General features: G+C 72.2%; 14 protein-coding genes. 11 read left to right on the top strand and 3 right to left on the bottom strand.

Going from position 1 to position 14,711, the window contains the following annotated elements; all coding sequences use genetic code 11:
• The first annotated feature begins 55 nt into the window (after positions 1–55).
• Entirely contained in the window at positions 56–622 is a 567-nt protein-coding gene (locus ACFC0D_RS01795) for a PadR family transcriptional regulator (protein WP_376430476.1), read from the top strand.
• A gap of 69 nt (positions 623–691) precedes the next feature.
• Positions 692–2,416: an acyl-CoA dehydrogenase family protein gene (locus ACFC0D_RS01790; RefSeq protein ID WP_376430475.1), complete on the top strand. Its 1,725-nt coding sequence runs from the start codon at positions 692–694 to the stop codon at positions 2,414–2,416.
• 396 nt (positions 2,417–2,812) lie between these two features.
• On the opposite strand, the gene ACFC0D_RS01785 is transcribed toward ACFC0D_RS01790, so the two are convergent.
• The gene (locus tag ACFC0D_RS01785; protein WP_376430474.1) at positions 2,813–3,559 is read right to left on the bottom strand and encodes an SDR family oxidoreductase; all 747 of its coding nucleotides are present in this window, start codon (positions 3,557–3,559) and stop codon (positions 2,813–2,815) included.
• 118 nt (positions 3,560–3,677) lie between these two features.
• A complete protein-coding gene (locus ACFC0D_RS01780; RefSeq protein ID WP_376430473.1) occupies positions 3,678–4,577 on the bottom strand; it encodes an RNA polymerase sigma-70 factor in 900 nt (299 codons plus the stop codon).
• Between the two features lie 133 nt (positions 4,578–4,710).
• Here ACFC0D_RS01780 and ACFC0D_RS01775 point away from each other — a divergent pair, with 133 nt between their 5' ends.
• From ACFC0D_RS01775 to ACFC0D_RS01755, 5 genes are all read left to right on the top strand, one after another.
• Positions 4,711–5,346 (top strand): LysE family translocator, encoded by a 636-nt coding sequence (locus ACFC0D_RS01775; protein ID WP_376430472.1) that lies wholly within the window; start codon positions 4,711–4,713, stop codon positions 5,344–5,346.
• 171 nt (positions 5,347–5,517) lie between these two features.
• Complete coding sequence (locus tag ACFC0D_RS01770; protein ID WP_376430471.1) at positions 5,518–6,216, top strand: VOC family protein; 699 nt, start codon at positions 5,518–5,520, stop codon at positions 6,214–6,216.
• A 28-nt stretch (positions 6,217–6,244) separates the two neighbouring features.
• Positions 6,245–7,138 carry a hypothetical protein gene (locus ACFC0D_RS01765; RefSeq protein ID WP_376430470.1) on the top strand — a complete coding sequence of 298 codons (894 nt, stop codon included), beginning with the start codon at positions 6,245–6,247 and terminating at the stop codon, positions 7,136–7,138.
• Between the two features lie 194 nt (positions 7,139–7,332).
• Positions 7,333–8,646 carry a diacylglycerol/lipid kinase family protein gene (locus tag ACFC0D_RS01760; RefSeq protein WP_376430469.1) on the top strand — a complete coding sequence of 438 codons (1,314 nt, stop codon included), beginning with the start codon at positions 7,333–7,335 and terminating at the stop codon, positions 8,644–8,646.
• Between the two features lie 74 nt (positions 8,647–8,720).
• The gene (locus tag ACFC0D_RS01755) at positions 8,721–9,341 is read left to right on the top strand and encodes a phosphatase PAP2 family protein (RefSeq protein ID WP_376430549.1); all 621 of its coding nucleotides are present in this window, start codon (positions 8,721–8,723) and stop codon (positions 9,339–9,341) included.
• Between the two features lie 36 nt (positions 9,342–9,377).
• On the opposite strand, the gene ACFC0D_RS01750 is transcribed toward ACFC0D_RS01755, so the two are convergent.
• Positions 9,378–11,432, bottom strand: a complete 2,055-nt coding sequence (locus ACFC0D_RS01750; RefSeq protein WP_376430468.1) for a protein kinase — start codon at positions 11,430–11,432, stop codon at positions 9,378–9,380.
• Positions 11,433–11,717: 285 nt separating this feature from the next.
• Here ACFC0D_RS01750 and ACFC0D_RS01745 point away from each other — a divergent pair, with 285 nt between their 5' ends.
• The 4 genes from ACFC0D_RS01745 (at position 11,718) to ACFC0D_RS01730 (ending at position 14,608) form a co-directional block, all read left to right on the top strand.
• Complete coding sequence (locus ACFC0D_RS01745; RefSeq protein ID WP_376430467.1) at positions 11,718–12,152, top strand: PadR family transcriptional regulator; 435 nt, start codon at positions 11,718–11,720, stop codon at positions 12,150–12,152.
• Positions 12,149–12,706: a hypothetical protein gene (locus ACFC0D_RS01740; RefSeq protein WP_376430466.1), complete on the top strand. Its 558-nt coding sequence runs from the start codon at positions 12,149–12,151 to the stop codon at positions 12,704–12,706. Before ACFC0D_RS01745 ends, ACFC0D_RS01740 begins: the two co-directional genes overlap by 4 nt.
• 16 nt (positions 12,707–12,722) lie before the next feature.
• Positions 12,723–13,544, top strand: coding sequence for a maleylpyruvate isomerase family mycothiol-dependent enzyme (locus ACFC0D_RS01735; protein ID WP_376430465.1), 822 nt, complete (start codon positions 12,723–12,725; stop codon positions 13,542–13,544).
• Between the two features lie 95 nt (positions 13,545–13,639).
• Complete coding sequence (locus ACFC0D_RS01730) at positions 13,640–14,608, top strand: ion transporter (RefSeq protein ID WP_376430464.1); 969 nt, start codon at positions 13,640–13,642, stop codon at positions 14,606–14,608.
• The last annotated feature ends 103 nt before the right edge of the window (positions 14,609–14,711 follow it).

The raw sequence follows: 14,711 nt of genomic DNA, 5'->3' as shown, positions 1-14,711 counted from the left end.
TCACCCGGGCGGTCGCGCTTGCCTATGCAACGAGTTGCATAGAAGGATTCCGGGTGTGGCGATCGAACACGCGATTCTTGTGTCCTTGCTGGAGAAGCCCGGGTCCGGCTACGAGCTGGCCCGGCGCTTCGAGCGGTCCATCGGGTACTTCTGGACCGCCAGCCATCAGCAGATCTACCGCGTGCTCAAGCGGATGGAGAGCGACGGCTGGGTCGATGTACGGGACGTGCCGCAGCACGGCCGCCCGGACAAGAAGGAGTACACCGTCGCGGACCTGGGACAGGCGGTGCTGTCCAGTTGGCTCCACGAGCCCATCGAGCCCGAGAGCATGCGGCACGACCTCGCCGTGAAGATCAGGGGCGCGGCCTTCGACGACCCGGCCGCGCTGATCCAGGAAGTGGAGCGGCACCGGGGTACGCACGCTGAGCGTCTCGCCCACTACCTGGCCGGGGAGGAACGCGACTTCCCCGTTACGGAGGCGGCCGCCCCCTCCGGCCCGCTCGACGCGGGCCGGGAGCTCCAGCACGTCGTCCTGCGCGGCGGCATCGCGTACGAGCGGATGACGCTCGCCTGGCTCGACGACGTCCTCGCGACCCTCCACCGGCTCGCTGCCGAGCGCTGAACCCCGCACCGCCACGACCATCCGCGCCACCACGACCACCGCACCCCATCGGACCGAAAGACGGAGCACATGGCCGACTCGCTGCTGTTCAACCCGCACACCTACGACCCGGCACACTTCGATCCCGAGACCCGTCGGCTGCTGCGCGCCACCGTCGACTGGTTCGAGGAGCGCGGCAAGCGCCGGCTGATCGAGGACTACCGCACCCGGGCCTGGCTGGGGGACTTCCTCGCCTTCTCCGCCAAGGAAGGACTGTTCGAGACCTTCCTGACGCCCTCCGCCGACGCCGCCGAGGGGCAGCAGGACAAGCGCTGGGACACCGCCCGTATCGCTGCCCTGAACGAGATCCTCGGCTTCTACGGCCTCGACTACTGGTACGCCTGGCAGGTCACCATCCTCGGCCTCGGCCCGGTCTGGCAGAGCGACAACGCCGCCGCCCGCGCCCGCGCCGCGGAACTCCTCTCCCAGGGTGAGGTTTTCGCCTTCGGCCTCTCCGAGAAGTCCCACGGCGCCGACATCTACTCCACCGACATGCTCCTGGAGCCCGACGCCGCGGGCGGCTTCCGCGCGACCGGATCCAAGTACTACATCGGCAACGGCAACGCGGCCGGACTCGTCTCCGTCTTCGGCCGCCGCACCGACGTCGAAGGCCCCGACGGCTACGTCTTCTTCGCCGCCGACAGCCGCCACCCGGCGTACCACCTGGTCAAGAACGTCGTCGACTCGTCGAAGTACGTCAGCGAGTTCCGGCTCGAGGACTACCCCGTCGCCGCGGAGGACGTCCTGCACACCGGCCGCGCCGCCTTCGACGCCGCCCTCAACACCGTCAACGTCGGCAAGTTCAACCTGTGCACCGCCTCCATCGGCATCTGCGAGCACGCGATGTACGAGGCCGTCACCCACGCCCAGAACCGCATCCTCTACGGCCGCCCCGTCACCGCCTTCCCGCACGTGCGACGCGAGCTGACCGACGCGTACGTCCGCCTCGTGGGCATGAAGCTCTTCAGCGACCGCGCCGTCGACTACTTCCGCACCGCCGGCCCCGACGACCGCCGCTACCTCCTCTTCAACCCGATGACGAAGATGAAGGTGACCACGGAGGGCGAGAAGGTCATCGACCTGATGTGGGACGTCATCGCCGCCAAGGGCTTCGAGAAGGACAACTACTTCGCCCAGGCCGCCGTCGAGATCCGGGGCCTCCCGAAGCTCGAGGGCACCGTCCACGTCAACCTGGCGCTGATCCTGAAGTTCATGCGCAACCACCTGCTGGACCCGGCCGCGTACGAGCCCGTACCGACCCGTCTGGACGACGCCGACGACACCTTCCTCTTCCGCCAGGGCCCGGCCCGCGGCCTGGGATCCGTCCGCTTCCACGACTGGCGCACCGCGTACGACGCCTACGCCGGAGTGGCGAACGTCGCCCGCTTCCGCGAGCAGGCCGATGCGCTGTGCGAGTTCGTCCTCACCGCCGCGCCCGACGAGGAGCAGAGCCGCGACCTCGACCTCCTCCTCGCCGTCGGCCAGCTGTTCGCGCTCGTCGTCCACGGCCAGCTGGTCCTGGAGCAGGCGCGCCTGACGGACCTCGACGAGGACGTTCTCGACGAGCTGTTCGCCGTCCTCGTGCGGGACTTCTCGGCCCACGCCGTCGAGCTGCACGGCAAGGACTCCGCCACCGAGCAGCAGCAGCTCTGGGCGCTGGGAGCCGTTCGGCGCCCGGTCGTCGACGAGGCACGCTCGGGCCGGGTCTGGCAGCGCGTCGAGGCGCTCTCGGGCACCTACGAGATGGCGCCGTAACGCGCCCTCACCCCTCGCTCGGCATGCGGTCCCGGACGGGACCGCATGCCGAGCGGTGAGCTGGTCGCCGACGTGGCCCGCGACGCAGGTGTTGCTCCTGCCGTGGGCCGTGCCGCGCGCCGCCGGTGGTTCCCGCCATGAGCACGGGGAAGACACCGGCGGCGCCGACCCGGTACGGCGGCTGCGCGGTCGTGGGCCGAGGAGGGCATCCGGTCGAAGACGGCGCAGTCGTACGCGGTGACGAACAGCGCCTCGTCCGCCTTGGGAGGCCGACCGCGACCCTGCGGCACACAGGGCGGCGGCCACCCCGAACCGTGGATCGTCGTCCTCCTCGACCAGGAGCACTCGCACGCCGCACACCTCGGCTCCGGCGCGGATGGGTCCGGCCGCCCGTCGTCAGGCCGAGGGGAAGCGCCCCTTCAGGAACTGGTCGAACGTGACCGTGCCCACGGCCCGCTCCGGTGTCAGATGCCCGCCGGCGCGGAACCCGCCGTACGCCCTCCCCACCAGGCGGGCGTTCAGGAGCGGGCGCCGTCGTCCGCTCGCGCGCAGATAGGACCGGGCCAGTTCCGAAAGCGTGTGGACCTCGGGGCCGCCCATGTCCGGCACGCGCCCCGCGGGCGCCCCCGCGGCGAGCTCGGCCAGCCGGGCCGCGACCTCCGACACCTCGATCGGCTGGTCGGCGACCCCCGCCGGGAGCAGCATGACCGGCAGCGTCGCCGAGCCCTCCAGGACCCGCAGCACCAGGTCGTGGAACTGCGTCGTACGCAGGACGGTCCAGCCGAGCCACGACTCCTCGATGAGCCGCTCGACGGCGAGCTTGGTCCGGTAGTAGCCGAGTGGCACCCGGTCGACGCCGACGATCGAGATGTACACCAGATGCCGCACGCCCGCCCCGCGTGCCGCCTCGATCAGATGGCGTGCCGCCTGCTCGTCGCCACCACGCGGCGAGCTCGCGCAGTGCACGATCGTGTCCACGCCCGACACGGCCTCGGCGAGCCCCGTGCCCTCGCGCAGGTCCACGGCGTACGGCCGGGAACGGCGGCTGAGTACGCGCACCTCGTGCTCTCCCTCTGAGCGCAGCCGCTCGGTGACGAGCCGGCCGAGGGTTCCGGTGCCGCCGGTCACCAGGATGGTGGTCATCGTGGGTGTCGTCCCTTCGCTGAGCGGGCGCCCCCCGATGGGGCACCCGTCATCCGCTGAGAACCGGTGAGCCCCCGGGTATGTGACAGCCTCCTGTGTGACCGTGCTCACCCGCCGGTCACGCCGTCGGGGACGAGGCGGTGAACTGCCGCCCCGCGAAGATGAGTTTCTCCGGGTTCATCACGACTCGCACCTGGACGACGGCGGCGTCCCGCAGCTCGAACGAGGCGACGGCGACGAGCAGGTCCCCGACGTGCGCCACCACTGCAGGCGCACCGTTGACCTCGGCACCCATGAGCGCCGATCCGTCCGGGAAACGCGGCAGGACGCCCGCCAGGAAGCGCATGACCGTGTCCCGTCCGACCAGAGGCCGACGGGCTGCGGTGACCTTGCCGCCGCCGTCGCTCCACCAGGTGACATCCTCGGCGAGCAGCTTCTCAAGCCCTGCCAGATCGCCCTCGCGCGCCGCCCTGACGAAGGAATCGACGAGCTCCTGCCGCCGCTGGACCGCCGGCGCGAAGCGGGCCTCGGGCGTCGCCACGCGCTGGACCGCCCGGCGGTACGTCTGACGGCAGTTGGCCTCGCTCAGGTCGAGCACCCCGGCGATGTCCCGATGGGTGTAGCCGAACGCCTCACGCAGGACGTAGACCGCACGCTCCGTCGGGGTGAGCCGTTCCAGCAGCAGCAGGAGCGCCGTCGACACGGCGTCGCGCTGCTCGGCGGACTCCATGGGGCCGAGTGCGCCGTCCCGCGTGAACACCGGCTCCGGCAGCCACGGCCCCACGTACTGCTCACGTCGTGCACGGGCCGAAGTGAGCCGGTTGACACAGAGGTTGGTGACGACCTTGGCGAGCCAGGCACCGGGGTGCTCGATCGCTGCCCGATCCACGCCGCTCCACCGCAGATACGCGTCGTGCACGGCGTCTTCCGCCTCTTCGGCGGACCCGAGCAGGCGGTAGGCCAGGCCGAACAGCCTGGGTCGGTGGGAGGTGAACTCCTCGGCGGTTCCTGACGTCATGCCCCCAGCCTTCCAGAGGGGCAGAGGCGAGTACCGCTCACGGCTCGGAGGGGAACTCACCGGTCACCGACCGCCCCCCTTCGGGCCACCGCGCCGCAGGGGGTCGCGCAGCCGCCCTCTATCGTGATCTTCCATGGCAATGAGCACCGCGTTGTGGTCCTTCGCTCTCGTCGTCGGACTCCTGACACTCACCCCCGGCCTCGACACGGCCCTCGTCCTGCGTACCGCCGCCCTCGGCCGCCGCACCCGTGCCTGGGGGGTCGTCCTGGGCATCCAGACCGGCACGCTCATCTGGGGCACACTGACCTCGCTCGGGGTGACGGCGCTTCTGACCGCCTCCCACCTCGCCTACGAGATCCTCCGCTGGGCCGGCGCCGCGTACCTGCTGTGGATGGCCGGCCGCATGATCGTCGACACCTTCCGCGGCCGGCGCGCGGAGATCGATCCGGAGCAGCAGCTCACGGGGGTCGACACCCTCTCCGGCGGCTGGCGCCAAGGGACCCTGACCAACCTCCTCAACCCCAAGGTGGGCGTCTTCTACGTAGCCGTCCTGCCCCAGTTCATCCCCGAAGGCGCTCCCCATTTCACGACGGGAGTGCTGCTGACGGCCGTCCACATCACGCTCGGCATGATCTGGTCGACCGTCCTGATCGCCTCCGCGTCCGCCCTCGGCACCTGGCTGCGCAAGCCGCGCGCCCGCAGGATCCTCGACCGGGTGACGGGCACGGTCATCGCGGCATTCGCGGTCCGTCTGGCACTCACCGACTGACGGCGGCGGGGCACGAATCCCCCGGAGCCCGCGCCCTCGACACTCGCGCGTGCGCCCACGTCGTCGCGGTTCATGCGGGCGTGTTCCGGGCCGCAGTCGGTGCCGGGGATCAGCACCGGAAGTGCCGGGCGGGGGACGGGCGTTGTCGGTGTCTCGCGCTAGGTTGAGCGCATGACCGATGGAGAGGCGAAGACCGAGCGGATCAGGCCGCAGCAGTTCCATGAGACTGCGGGCCTCGAGGACTGGCGCGTGCTGGGCGAGGGGGCGTGCGCGTACTTCCGTACGGGATCGCTCGCGGCGGGTGCGGAGCTCGTACGCGCGATCAGCGAGCTGCACGGAGTCGCGGACGGACACCCCGACGTCGACCTGAGGTTCGCGGGCGTGACCGTGCGACTGATCACGATCGCGGGCGACTACTACGGGCTGACCGAGGGGGATGTCGAGCTGGCGCGGCAGATCTCCGTGGTGGCCCGCACGTTGCGCCTACCCTCCGACCCGTCCGCCGTGCAGACCGTGCAGGTCACCGTCGACGCCCTCGCGGGACCGGAGGTCGTGGCGTTCTGGCGCGCCCTGCTCGGATACGAGGACCGTGCCAACAGCCCCGAGGACCTGATCGACCCGCAGCGCCGCGGGGCGCCGTTCTACTTCCAGCAGATGGACGCACCGCGCCCGCAGCGCAACCGGGTCCACGTCGACGTCTGGGTGCCGTACGACCTCGCCGAGAAGCGGATGGCGGCGGCGCTCGCGGTCGGTGGCCGACTGGTGACCGACGCCCACGCGCCGTCGCACTGGGTGCTCGCCGATCCCGAGGGCAATGAAGCCTGCGTCGGTGTGGCGGGCCCGCCCGGGCGGGCACGTCCTACGCCGTAAACGGCGCCGACCGGCGGATAGTGGAGGCGTGGACGTCGAGCAGGTCATCGAGGAGTTGTACGGGCTGCTGCCCGAGGAGTTCACCGCCGCCCGCGACGCGTATGTCGCCGAGGCGCGCAAGGCGGGCGAGTCGGATGCCGCGAAGGCGGTCTCGGGCCTGCGGCGGCCGACGACGGCGGCGTGGGTGTCGAATCTCTTCGTACGGGCACGGCCGGCGGACGTCGATCGCCTGCTCGCGCTCGGCGAGACCCTCCGGGAGGCCCACCGCACGCTCGACCCGGCGAAGATGCGGGAAGCGAGCGGGCAGCGGCACAAGGTGGTTGCCGCGCTGGCCCGCGAGGCCGCCGGACCGGCGCGGGACGCCGGACAGCCGGTGAGCGACGCGGTCCTCCACGACGTCGAGCAGATCTTCCACGCCGTCCTCGCCGACCCCGGCATCGCCGAGCAGTGGGCGACGGGCCGGCTCGTCAGGGCACCCGAGGTGCCGGTCGGCTTCGGCGAGGTCGTTCCAGAGGCCACAGCTCCCCGGCCGGAGCCCGCGAAGCCTGCGAAGTCTTCGAAGGCCGCGAAGCCTTCGAAGACCGCGGCCAAGCGGGTGAGCGAGGCGGACGCGGAACGCCGCGAGCGGCGGGAGCGGGATCGGGCGGAGGCCGAGGCAGCCGCCACGGAGGCCCGCGCCCGCGACGAGGCGCTGCACGCGGCCGAGGAAGAGCGCAGTGCGGCGCTGCACGATGTCGCCGCGGCGGACGAGAGCGTCACCGAGCTGGAGCGGCAGCTGAAGGAGGCCAAGGAGGAGAAACGCGCAGTCCAGGACGCGGCGGCCGAGGCCGAGAAGGCTGTGAAGGAAGCCGGCCGCGCGGCAAGGGACGCGCACCGTGCCGCCGACCGGGCGAGGAGCAAGGCGGAACGGTCGGCCGATTGATGTCCCGTCAGGAGCGCCACCGGCCGCGCGCCTACGCCCTCGCGTCAGGCGATCGTCCACCGCTGAAGGGCGGAGCCCGTGTCGGGCCGCTGGGTCACACTGGGAATTCGGCGCGGGATAACGTCTCCCTAACGGCGCCGTCCGGGGAGCCGGACAGGGCCGAGTGGGGGAGGCTGGGACAGGAGGTGGTACCGGTGCGTGGTTCCGGACGGCACAGGGGAGCGGCCCGGCTCCTGGCACGTTGCGCGCTGCTCGCGATCACAGCGGCGGTCGTCGTGCTTTTCCTGGCGCTGGGCAAGGCCGGGCCGATCGTCCTGCTGACCGGGCTCGGCGGCTTCGTCGTCACCGCCGTCGGACTGTGGTGGCTGCTCGCCGGCCGGGGACCGCTCCGGCTGCTCGGTGCGCTGCTCGCGGTCGCCGCACCGGTCGGCGTACTGATCCACTACATCCAGAAGGGCGTCTGGGGCAACGCGCTCATCGCCCTCGCACTGTACGGCCTGGCCCTGATCTGCGCGCGGGCCGCGATGCGCGCCACGGGCAAGGCCTACGTGATGCGCGGCAAGACCCGGCCGCTGCCCCGCAAGCCTGTCCTGATCATGAACCCGAAGTCCGGGGGAGGAAAGGTCGGCCGCTTCGGACTCGTGGAGCGCGCAGAGGAGATGGGCGCCACGGTGCACCTCCTCGACACCCAGGGCGGGACCGACGTGGAAGCGCTGGCCCGCGAGGCCGTCGCAGGCGGAGCCGATCTGCTCGGGGTGGCGGGCGGTGACGGCACCCAGGCGCTCGTCGCCGGGGTGGCCGCCGAGCACGATCTGCCCTTCCTGGTGATCTCCGCCGGTACGCGCAACCACTTCGCCATGGACCTCGGCCTCGACCGGGCGGACCCGTCCCGGTGTCTGGACGCCTTGACCGACGGTGAGGAACTCCGGATCGACCTGGGGTTCGTCGGCGGGCGGCCCTTCGTCAACACGGTGTCGTTCGGGGTGTACGCGGACATCGTGCAGCGTCCCGAGTACCGCGATGCGAAGGCGGAGACCATCCTCAATCTCCTGCCCGATCTGCTCCAGGAAAGCAGCCGGCGCCTCGACGCGACCGCCGGTGAGAAACAGCTCGCGGGACAGCAGGCGATCCTGGTGACGAACAACCCCTATGCCGCACCGGACTTGATGGCCACGGGCCTCCGGACGCGGCTCGACCGCGGGAAGCTCGGTGTGATCGGCCTCCGTGTGGAGGGTGTGGCCCATGCGGCCGACCTCGCCGTGCGGGGACGGCGCTCGCAGGGACTCAACCTCCTGACGGCGCGCCGGGTGGAAGTCGCAGCCGGAACGGAGACCGTCCCCGTCGCGGTGGACGGCGAGGCACTGACCCTGCCCACGCCGGTCGTCTGCACCGTCCGTCCGCGTGCCCTGCGCGTCCTCGTCCCCCGCCACCGGCCCGGGACCGTGGCACCGAGCTCGCCCCTGAACTGGCGGTGGGTCACCGCACTCGCCCTGGGGCGTGCACGGTGAGGCCCGCACGGGAGGAGGAGACCGCGGGGGGCGGCGCCCCCGCCGGCACGCCCGGGCGGCGCGGGCCACGGGCCCTGCGGCGGAGCATCTCGGCCGCGCTCCACGACCTGCGCGTCGTCGACGGAGCGGTGTACGCGGCGGTGGCCGCGACGCCCACCCCCACGCTCGACACCGGGCTGCGAAAGCTGTCCACGGCGGCCGACCACTCCAAGATCTCGCTCGGAGTCGCCGCCGCGCTCGCCGTCGTCCCCGGACGCCCCCGGCGGGCGGCGCTCGCGGGGGTCGGGGCGATCGCCGTGGCCTCGGCCGTGGCCAATCTGGTCGGCAAGCGTGTGGTCCGCCGGAGCCGCCCCGACCGGGAGGCGGCCCGGGTGGCCGTCGGCCGCCACGTCCCCATGCCCGCCTCGGCCTCGTTCCCCTCCGGACACACCGCCTCGGCCGTCGCTTTCGCCACCGCCGTCGGAGTCGTCCTGCCCGTGGCCGCGGTGCCGCTCGGCGTACTGGCGAGCGCCGTCGGCTACTCCCGCGTCCACACCGGAGTGCACTATCCCGGCGATGTGGCCGCGGGCGCCGTCCTCGGCGTCGCGAGCGCGGCCACGGTCCTTGCCGTCGGGGCGTCCTGGACCACGGTCCGGCCCGCCGACGGGACGGCGCTCGCCCACGGCCGGCTGGTGGGCCGGCTGGGCATCGTATGAGGGTGCGGTCCGGCAGGGTGCCGACGGTGCCGCCGGTCAGCCCCCCACCGGATTCACCGCGTCGCGCCAGACCTTCACATCCACCGTGATGTAGTCCGTCGTGCCGGGCGAGGGCGCGGTGCCCCGGAAGGTGATGAGACCGACGTGGCCGGTACCGCTGATCAGGCACAGCCGGTCGCCGACGGCCAGGTCCTTGACCCAGAGGTACTTCTCGCTGCCGGTCTGTGCGAGACACGAGTTCAGCGTCCCCGCGGCGCGGGGCGCGAGCCGGGTCAGCTGGCTCCGACTGGTGGAGCCGGGAGCCACGACGGCGCCGGAGGAGTACACGGCGTACGTGAGGTCCTCGTCGATGGTGCCCGCGTCGGCCTTGGCCCGTACGGGCCGGTCGGCCAGATACAGGTCCTGCTTGGTCCTCATACGAATGCCGCCGTACGTGGTGGCGGGCGGCTGCGGGGCTGCGGTGGCCGACGGCTTGGTCGAGGCGGTCGGCGGCCGGGACGCCGTCGGCTCGGCGGACGCGGGAGGGGCGGTACGGGTGGTGGCGGACGGGGAAGGGGACGCCGACGTGGACGCCTCCGGGCTCTTCGACGGCGGTGCCGACGGCCCGCCGGTACCGGTCGGGCGCTGCTCCGCCGACGGGCTCGAGCCATGCCCCACCTGATCGTTCGCCTCATCGGCGCGCTCGCCGGGGCGCAGGACGCCTGACAGGAAGAGCGCCCCGGTGACCGTGGCGGCGGTCAGGACGACCGCCCCGGCCGTGACCAGCCCCCGCCGCTTGGTGCGACGTTGCGGCTCGGAGCCCAGGCGGCCGGGACCGGTCGGAGCGGCGTACGGCGAGACACCCGCGGCGGCCGGCCCGCCGAACGCACCGGCGGGGAGGCCCGCGGCGGAGCCGGGCGCCGGAACACCGGGGGACGCCGGTCCGAAGACGCCGGCGGTCTCGCCACCCGGGACGGCGGACGGGGTGGGCAGGGGAGCCACGCCGGGTCGCGGGGCAGCGCCCGGGTGGGGGAGACGCAGAGCCATCGTGTCTTCCGGGGCGGGAGTCGGGCGCGCCTGCCCGGGCTGTCCCTGCTCGGGCCGTCCCTGCTCGGGTCGCGCCTGCTCGGGCTGTCCCTGCTCGGCTCGCGCCTGCTCCGGTCGGCCCTGCTCCGGTTGCTCCGGCCCCGGCTCCGGCTCGCGGACGGCGTGCTGGGCGAGCTGCCCCGCCACCGATGCCGGGAGCCAGCTGTCGGAGCGTCGTAGGCCGCCGTCCGGGTCGGCGGCCGCGCACAGCCGGATGACATCGGCCGGGGTGAGCCGCTCGGAGGCCACCTTGCGCAGGCACCCGGACACCAACTCGGTTATCTTGTCCGGAAGTTCACCGAGCTGGGGCTGCTCGTGCACGATGCGGTACAGGATTCCGTGCGAGGGTCCGTCGCCGAAGGCGCCCACGCCGGTCGCGGCGAACGCCGCGATCTGGCCGAGCGCGAACACGTCCGCCGCCCCGGTGATCTCCCCGCCGAGCGCCTGCTCGGGTGCCATGAAGGCGGGCGTTCCGATGGCGGACCCGCTGTGGGTCAGGGCGGTGGCGTCCGCGGCGCGCGCCACACCGAAGTCGATGACACGGGGCCCGTCGAGGGCGAGCAGGACGTTCGACGGCTTGAGGTCGCGATGCACGATCCCGGCCCGGTGGATGTCCTGGAGCGCCTCCGCGACCCCCGCCGTCAGCAACAGCACCGTGGACATGGGCAGCGGGCCGTGCCGCTTGACGGCCTCCGCGAGCGAGGGCCCGGGAACATAGGCGGTGGCCAGCCAGGGCGTGGGGCCCTCGGTGTCGCTGTCGAGGACCGGGGCGGTGCACACGCCCTGTACGCGACGGGCGTTGGTGACCTCCTGGCGGAACCGTTCGCGGAAGTCGGGGTCGTCCGCCAGCTCGGGGCGGATGACCTTCACGGCGACGGGTCGCCCGCCGGGCGTGTACGAGAGGTAGACACGGCCCATGCCGCCGGCTCCGAGCCGTGCGACGAGGCGGTAGGCCCCGACGGTGCGCGGATCGTCGTCCCCGAGCGGCTGGAACGTCTCCGAACTCGTCCCCGTACCCGTCTGCACGTGCCCGCCCCCGTGGTGCTCAGCTGTCTGTCGTATGACTGGCGGAAACCCTAGCGGTGTTCGAACAGCCATGGAGACGGAGGGCGGGCCGGAGCGGGAGCCTGACGGTCCATCATGCGCCGAACGCCGTCGCCGTGGAGCGTGCCGGTGGACTCGGCGGCCGGCTCCCGGCCATGGTCGGGTCATCCGGGTGGACGACCAGTGGGCGACCCGACGCGACCCGGACCCCTGAGCGGACGCGGAATATCTTGTGGTGCAAGGTAGTCGGTGACTATCATGCACCGCATGACAAAGGAGCTGTCGACGGCCGGTGACCAACGGCGCAGCCAGCTTCTGCGCGGCGTGCTCGACCTGTGCCTGCTGTCGCTCATCGCCGAACGGCCCCGTTACGGCTACGAGTTCGTGGAGGCGCTCACCGAGAGCGGGCTCGAGCTCGTGAGTGAGGGCAGCATCTACCCGCTGCTGGCCAGGATGGAGCGCGCGGGGCTGGTCGAGTCCTACCGCGCCCCGTCGTCCAGTGGCGGGGCGCCGCGCAAGTACTACCGGCTGTCCGAGGCAGGCCGGGCCGAACTGGACCACGGGAGAGCGGTGTGGCGGGAGTTCGCCACACAGGCGGACCTGATTCTCGCCGGCGCGGCCGGGACACAGTTGCCGGCCGGGACGAAGCAGCCGACCGTGACGACCGAGACCGAACGACCCACGGGGGGAACGACACCATGACGAACGAGCGCGTGATCGCGGTCTGCCGCAGCAATTGGGAGTACCGGGGCATCGACGACGCATCCGTGCGCGAGATGCTCGCCGAGCTGACCGCCCACCTGGAGGACGCCGCGGCGGCCGGCCGCACCCCGCAGGACGTCGTCGGCCGGGACGTCAAGGCCTTCGCCGCGTCCTGGGCCAGGGCACGGATGCCGCTGCACCGTCGCGTGCTGAGGATGGCGGCACTGATTCCGTTCGTCGTCGGCATGCTGCTGCTGTACTCGCACCTCATCCACTGGACGACGGTCGTGGACATCACCATGGGGCGGCTGGCCTTCTGGCTGAGCATCGGCCTCGTCACCGTCCTCCTGGAACTTCGCCGAGGCTCCCTCGGTTTCCGCAAGGGCTGGGTCGTGGCGCTCGTCGTCGGACTTCCCGTCCTCTTCCTCACGGACAGGCTGACCGGGGACGAGGCGCTGTTCGCTCTGCCCTTGTGGGGCACCGCCCTGCTCACGCTCCCGGGCATCGCGTACCTTGTCGCCGAACGGCGCGCCACGCCGCCGAAGGAGTCCTGAGCCGAGGGAGACGAGCATGGTGGGAGCGCCGGACGGTCGGTCGCGGGGAGTGCTGCCCGAAGGGCTCGGCGAGGCGATACGCGAGACCGCCGCGGACATCGCCGGCGTGCTGCGCGAGGCCACCGACACCGGACTGCCCGTTCCCCGCTCCACATGGACCGTCGGGGAGGCCGCCGCCCACCTGGCGCAGGCCAACGAGCTGATGGCGGCGATCGCCGCGGGACAGCCGCGCACCCACGGCGACGGGACCCCGCAGAGCCTGGCCGCGGCCAACGAAGTGGTCCTCGCCGCCTTCGACGAGCGGGCGGCCCGGCCCCTTGCCGAGATGATCACCGACCAGGCGGAGGCCTTTCTCACGGCGATCGAGGATCGTTCCCCCGATCAGGTGCTCGACACGCCGCTGGGCCCGATGGGACCCGCCGTGCTCGGCTCGTACCTGCTCACCCACATGCTGGGTCACGGCTACGACCTCGCGCTGGCCCTCGGCAGGCCCCATATGCTCGACCGGGCCCGGGTCGAGCTGACGCTGCCGTTCATGATCACCGCCATGCCCCGGGTCGTCGACCCCGCCGCCGTGGACGGTCTCACCGCCCGCTTCACCGTGCGTCTGTGGGGCGGTGCCCGTTTCGGAGTGACCGTCGCCGACAACGCGGTGCGGGTCACGGCCGAGCCGCCGGCACGGCCGGACTGCACGATCCTCACCGAGCCGGTCGCCTTCCTGTTGCTCGGCCTCGGACGGACCGATCCCTGGGGCGTCATCGCCACCGGCCGGGCGCTCAGCTGGGGACGCAAGCCCTGGCTCGGGCCCCGCTTCCCCCGCCTCTTCACCGCCCCCTGACCCGGAACGGGGGTGCCGCCCCCGAACCCAGAACCGTTACGCCTCCTCGCCGTTGGAACTCATGAGCATGGTTCAACGAATCGAGGAGCGTCGGCATGTCCGATCAGTCCGCCGTGGCGGGCCGCAGCCACCGGGTCCGCGTGGCGGAACGGTGTCGTGAGATCACCGAGGCCCGCTGGTTCGCCACCGCGGTCTTCCTCCTCATCCTCGGCAACGCCGCGGTGCTCGGGGTGGAGACGTACGCGGGCGTCACCGCCCGGTTCCACGCCGAGCTGCAACTGGTCGAGCACCTCTTCCTGGCGGCCTTCACGACGGAGATGCTCCTGCGCTTCGGTGTCCACGCGGTCCGGCCACGGGACTTCTTCCGCGACCCCTGGAACGTCTTCGACCTCGTCGTGGTCCTGACCGCGTTCGTCCCCGCGGCGCGCGAGAACTCCACGGTCCTGCGCCTGCTGCGGCTCGCCCGCGTGCTGCGCGCCGCCCGGTTCCTGCCCCAGCTCCGGATCGTCCTGGTCGCCGTCGGCCGCAGCCTGCCCGGCACCGTCAGCTTCCTGCTGGTCGGCGCGCTGCTGCTCTATGTGTACGCGATGGTCGGCTGGCTCTTCTTCGCCGGGCACGACCCCCAGCACTTCGGATCCATCGGACGGGCCGTTCTCACCCTCTTCCTCCTGATGACGCTCGACGGGCTCGGCGACGCGGTCCACGCGGGCCTGCAGATCTCCCGCTGGAGCTTCCTCTACTACGTGTCGTACGTCCTCATCGCCTCCTTCGTCCTCGTGAACGTGCTGATCGGCGTCGTCATCAACTCGCTGGAGGAGGCCCGCGAGATCGAGAAGGCGGAGACGGAGAAGGACGAAGCGGCCGAGGCGCTGCGCGACGACGCCAAGGCGGCCGAAGGGGCGGTCGACGGGGCCGTCCACGCGGCGCGCCTGCGGGACCGGATCACCGCGGCCCGGCGCGCGCTCGACGACGTGGAGTCGGCTCTCTCGTCCCTGCCGCCACCGCGTGCTCACGCGCGCGTGGACGAACCACCAGCCGTCGACGAGACCCGGTTCGGGGCCTGAGACCACAGCAGTTGGGCCTCCGGCCAACCTGCGTTCCCGTCCTCCACACCCAGGACCCCGCCTCGCTGAAGCGGTCATTCCCCATGCCTTGGAGCGCAGTACG

Source organism: Streptomyces sp. NPDC056222 (genome assembly GCF_042264065.1).
In the GTDB taxonomy this organism is placed as follows: Bacteria; Actinomycetota; Actinomycetes; order Streptomycetales; family Streptomycetaceae; genus Streptomyces.
The sequence above is the reverse complement of the archived record's forward strand: the minus strand, read 5'-3'. Positions and strand labels throughout refer to the sequence as shown.

Bases quoted from the DNA above. Each gene is read 5' to 3' on its own strand.
- ACFC0D_RS01790 (WP_376430475.1), top strand. From the start codon at position 692: ATGGCCGACTCGCTGCTGTTCAACCCGCACACCTACGACCCGGCACAC.
- ACFC0D_RS01785 (WP_376430474.1), bottom strand. From the start codon at position 3,559: ATGACCACCATCCTGGTGACCGGCGGCACCGGAACCCTCGGCCGGCTC.
- ACFC0D_RS01780 (WP_376430473.1), bottom strand. From the start codon at position 4,577: ATGACGTCAGGAACCGCCGAGGAGTTCACCTCCCACCGACCCAGGCTG.
- ACFC0D_RS01775 (WP_376430472.1), top strand. From the start codon at position 4,711: ATGGCAATGAGCACCGCGTTGTGGTCCTTCGCTCTCGTCGTCGGACTC.
- ACFC0D_RS01770 (WP_376430471.1), top strand. From the start codon at position 5,518: ATGACCGATGGAGAGGCGAAGACCGAGCGGATCAGGCCGCAGCAGTTC.
- ACFC0D_RS01745 (WP_376430467.1), top strand. From the start codon at position 11,718: ATGACAAAGGAGCTGTCGACGGCCGGTGACCAACGGCGCAGCCAGCTT.
- ACFC0D_RS01740 (WP_376430466.1), top strand. From the start codon at position 12,149: ATGACGAACGAGCGCGTGATCGCGGTCTGCCGCAGCAATTGGGAGTAC.
- ACFC0D_RS01735 (WP_376430465.1), top strand. From the start codon at position 12,723: ATGGTGGGAGCGCCGGACGGTCGGTCGCGGGGAGTGCTGCCCGAAGGG.
- ACFC0D_RS01730 (WP_376430464.1), top strand. From the start codon at position 13,640: ATGTCCGATCAGTCCGCCGTGGCGGGCCGCAGCCACCGGGTCCGCGTG.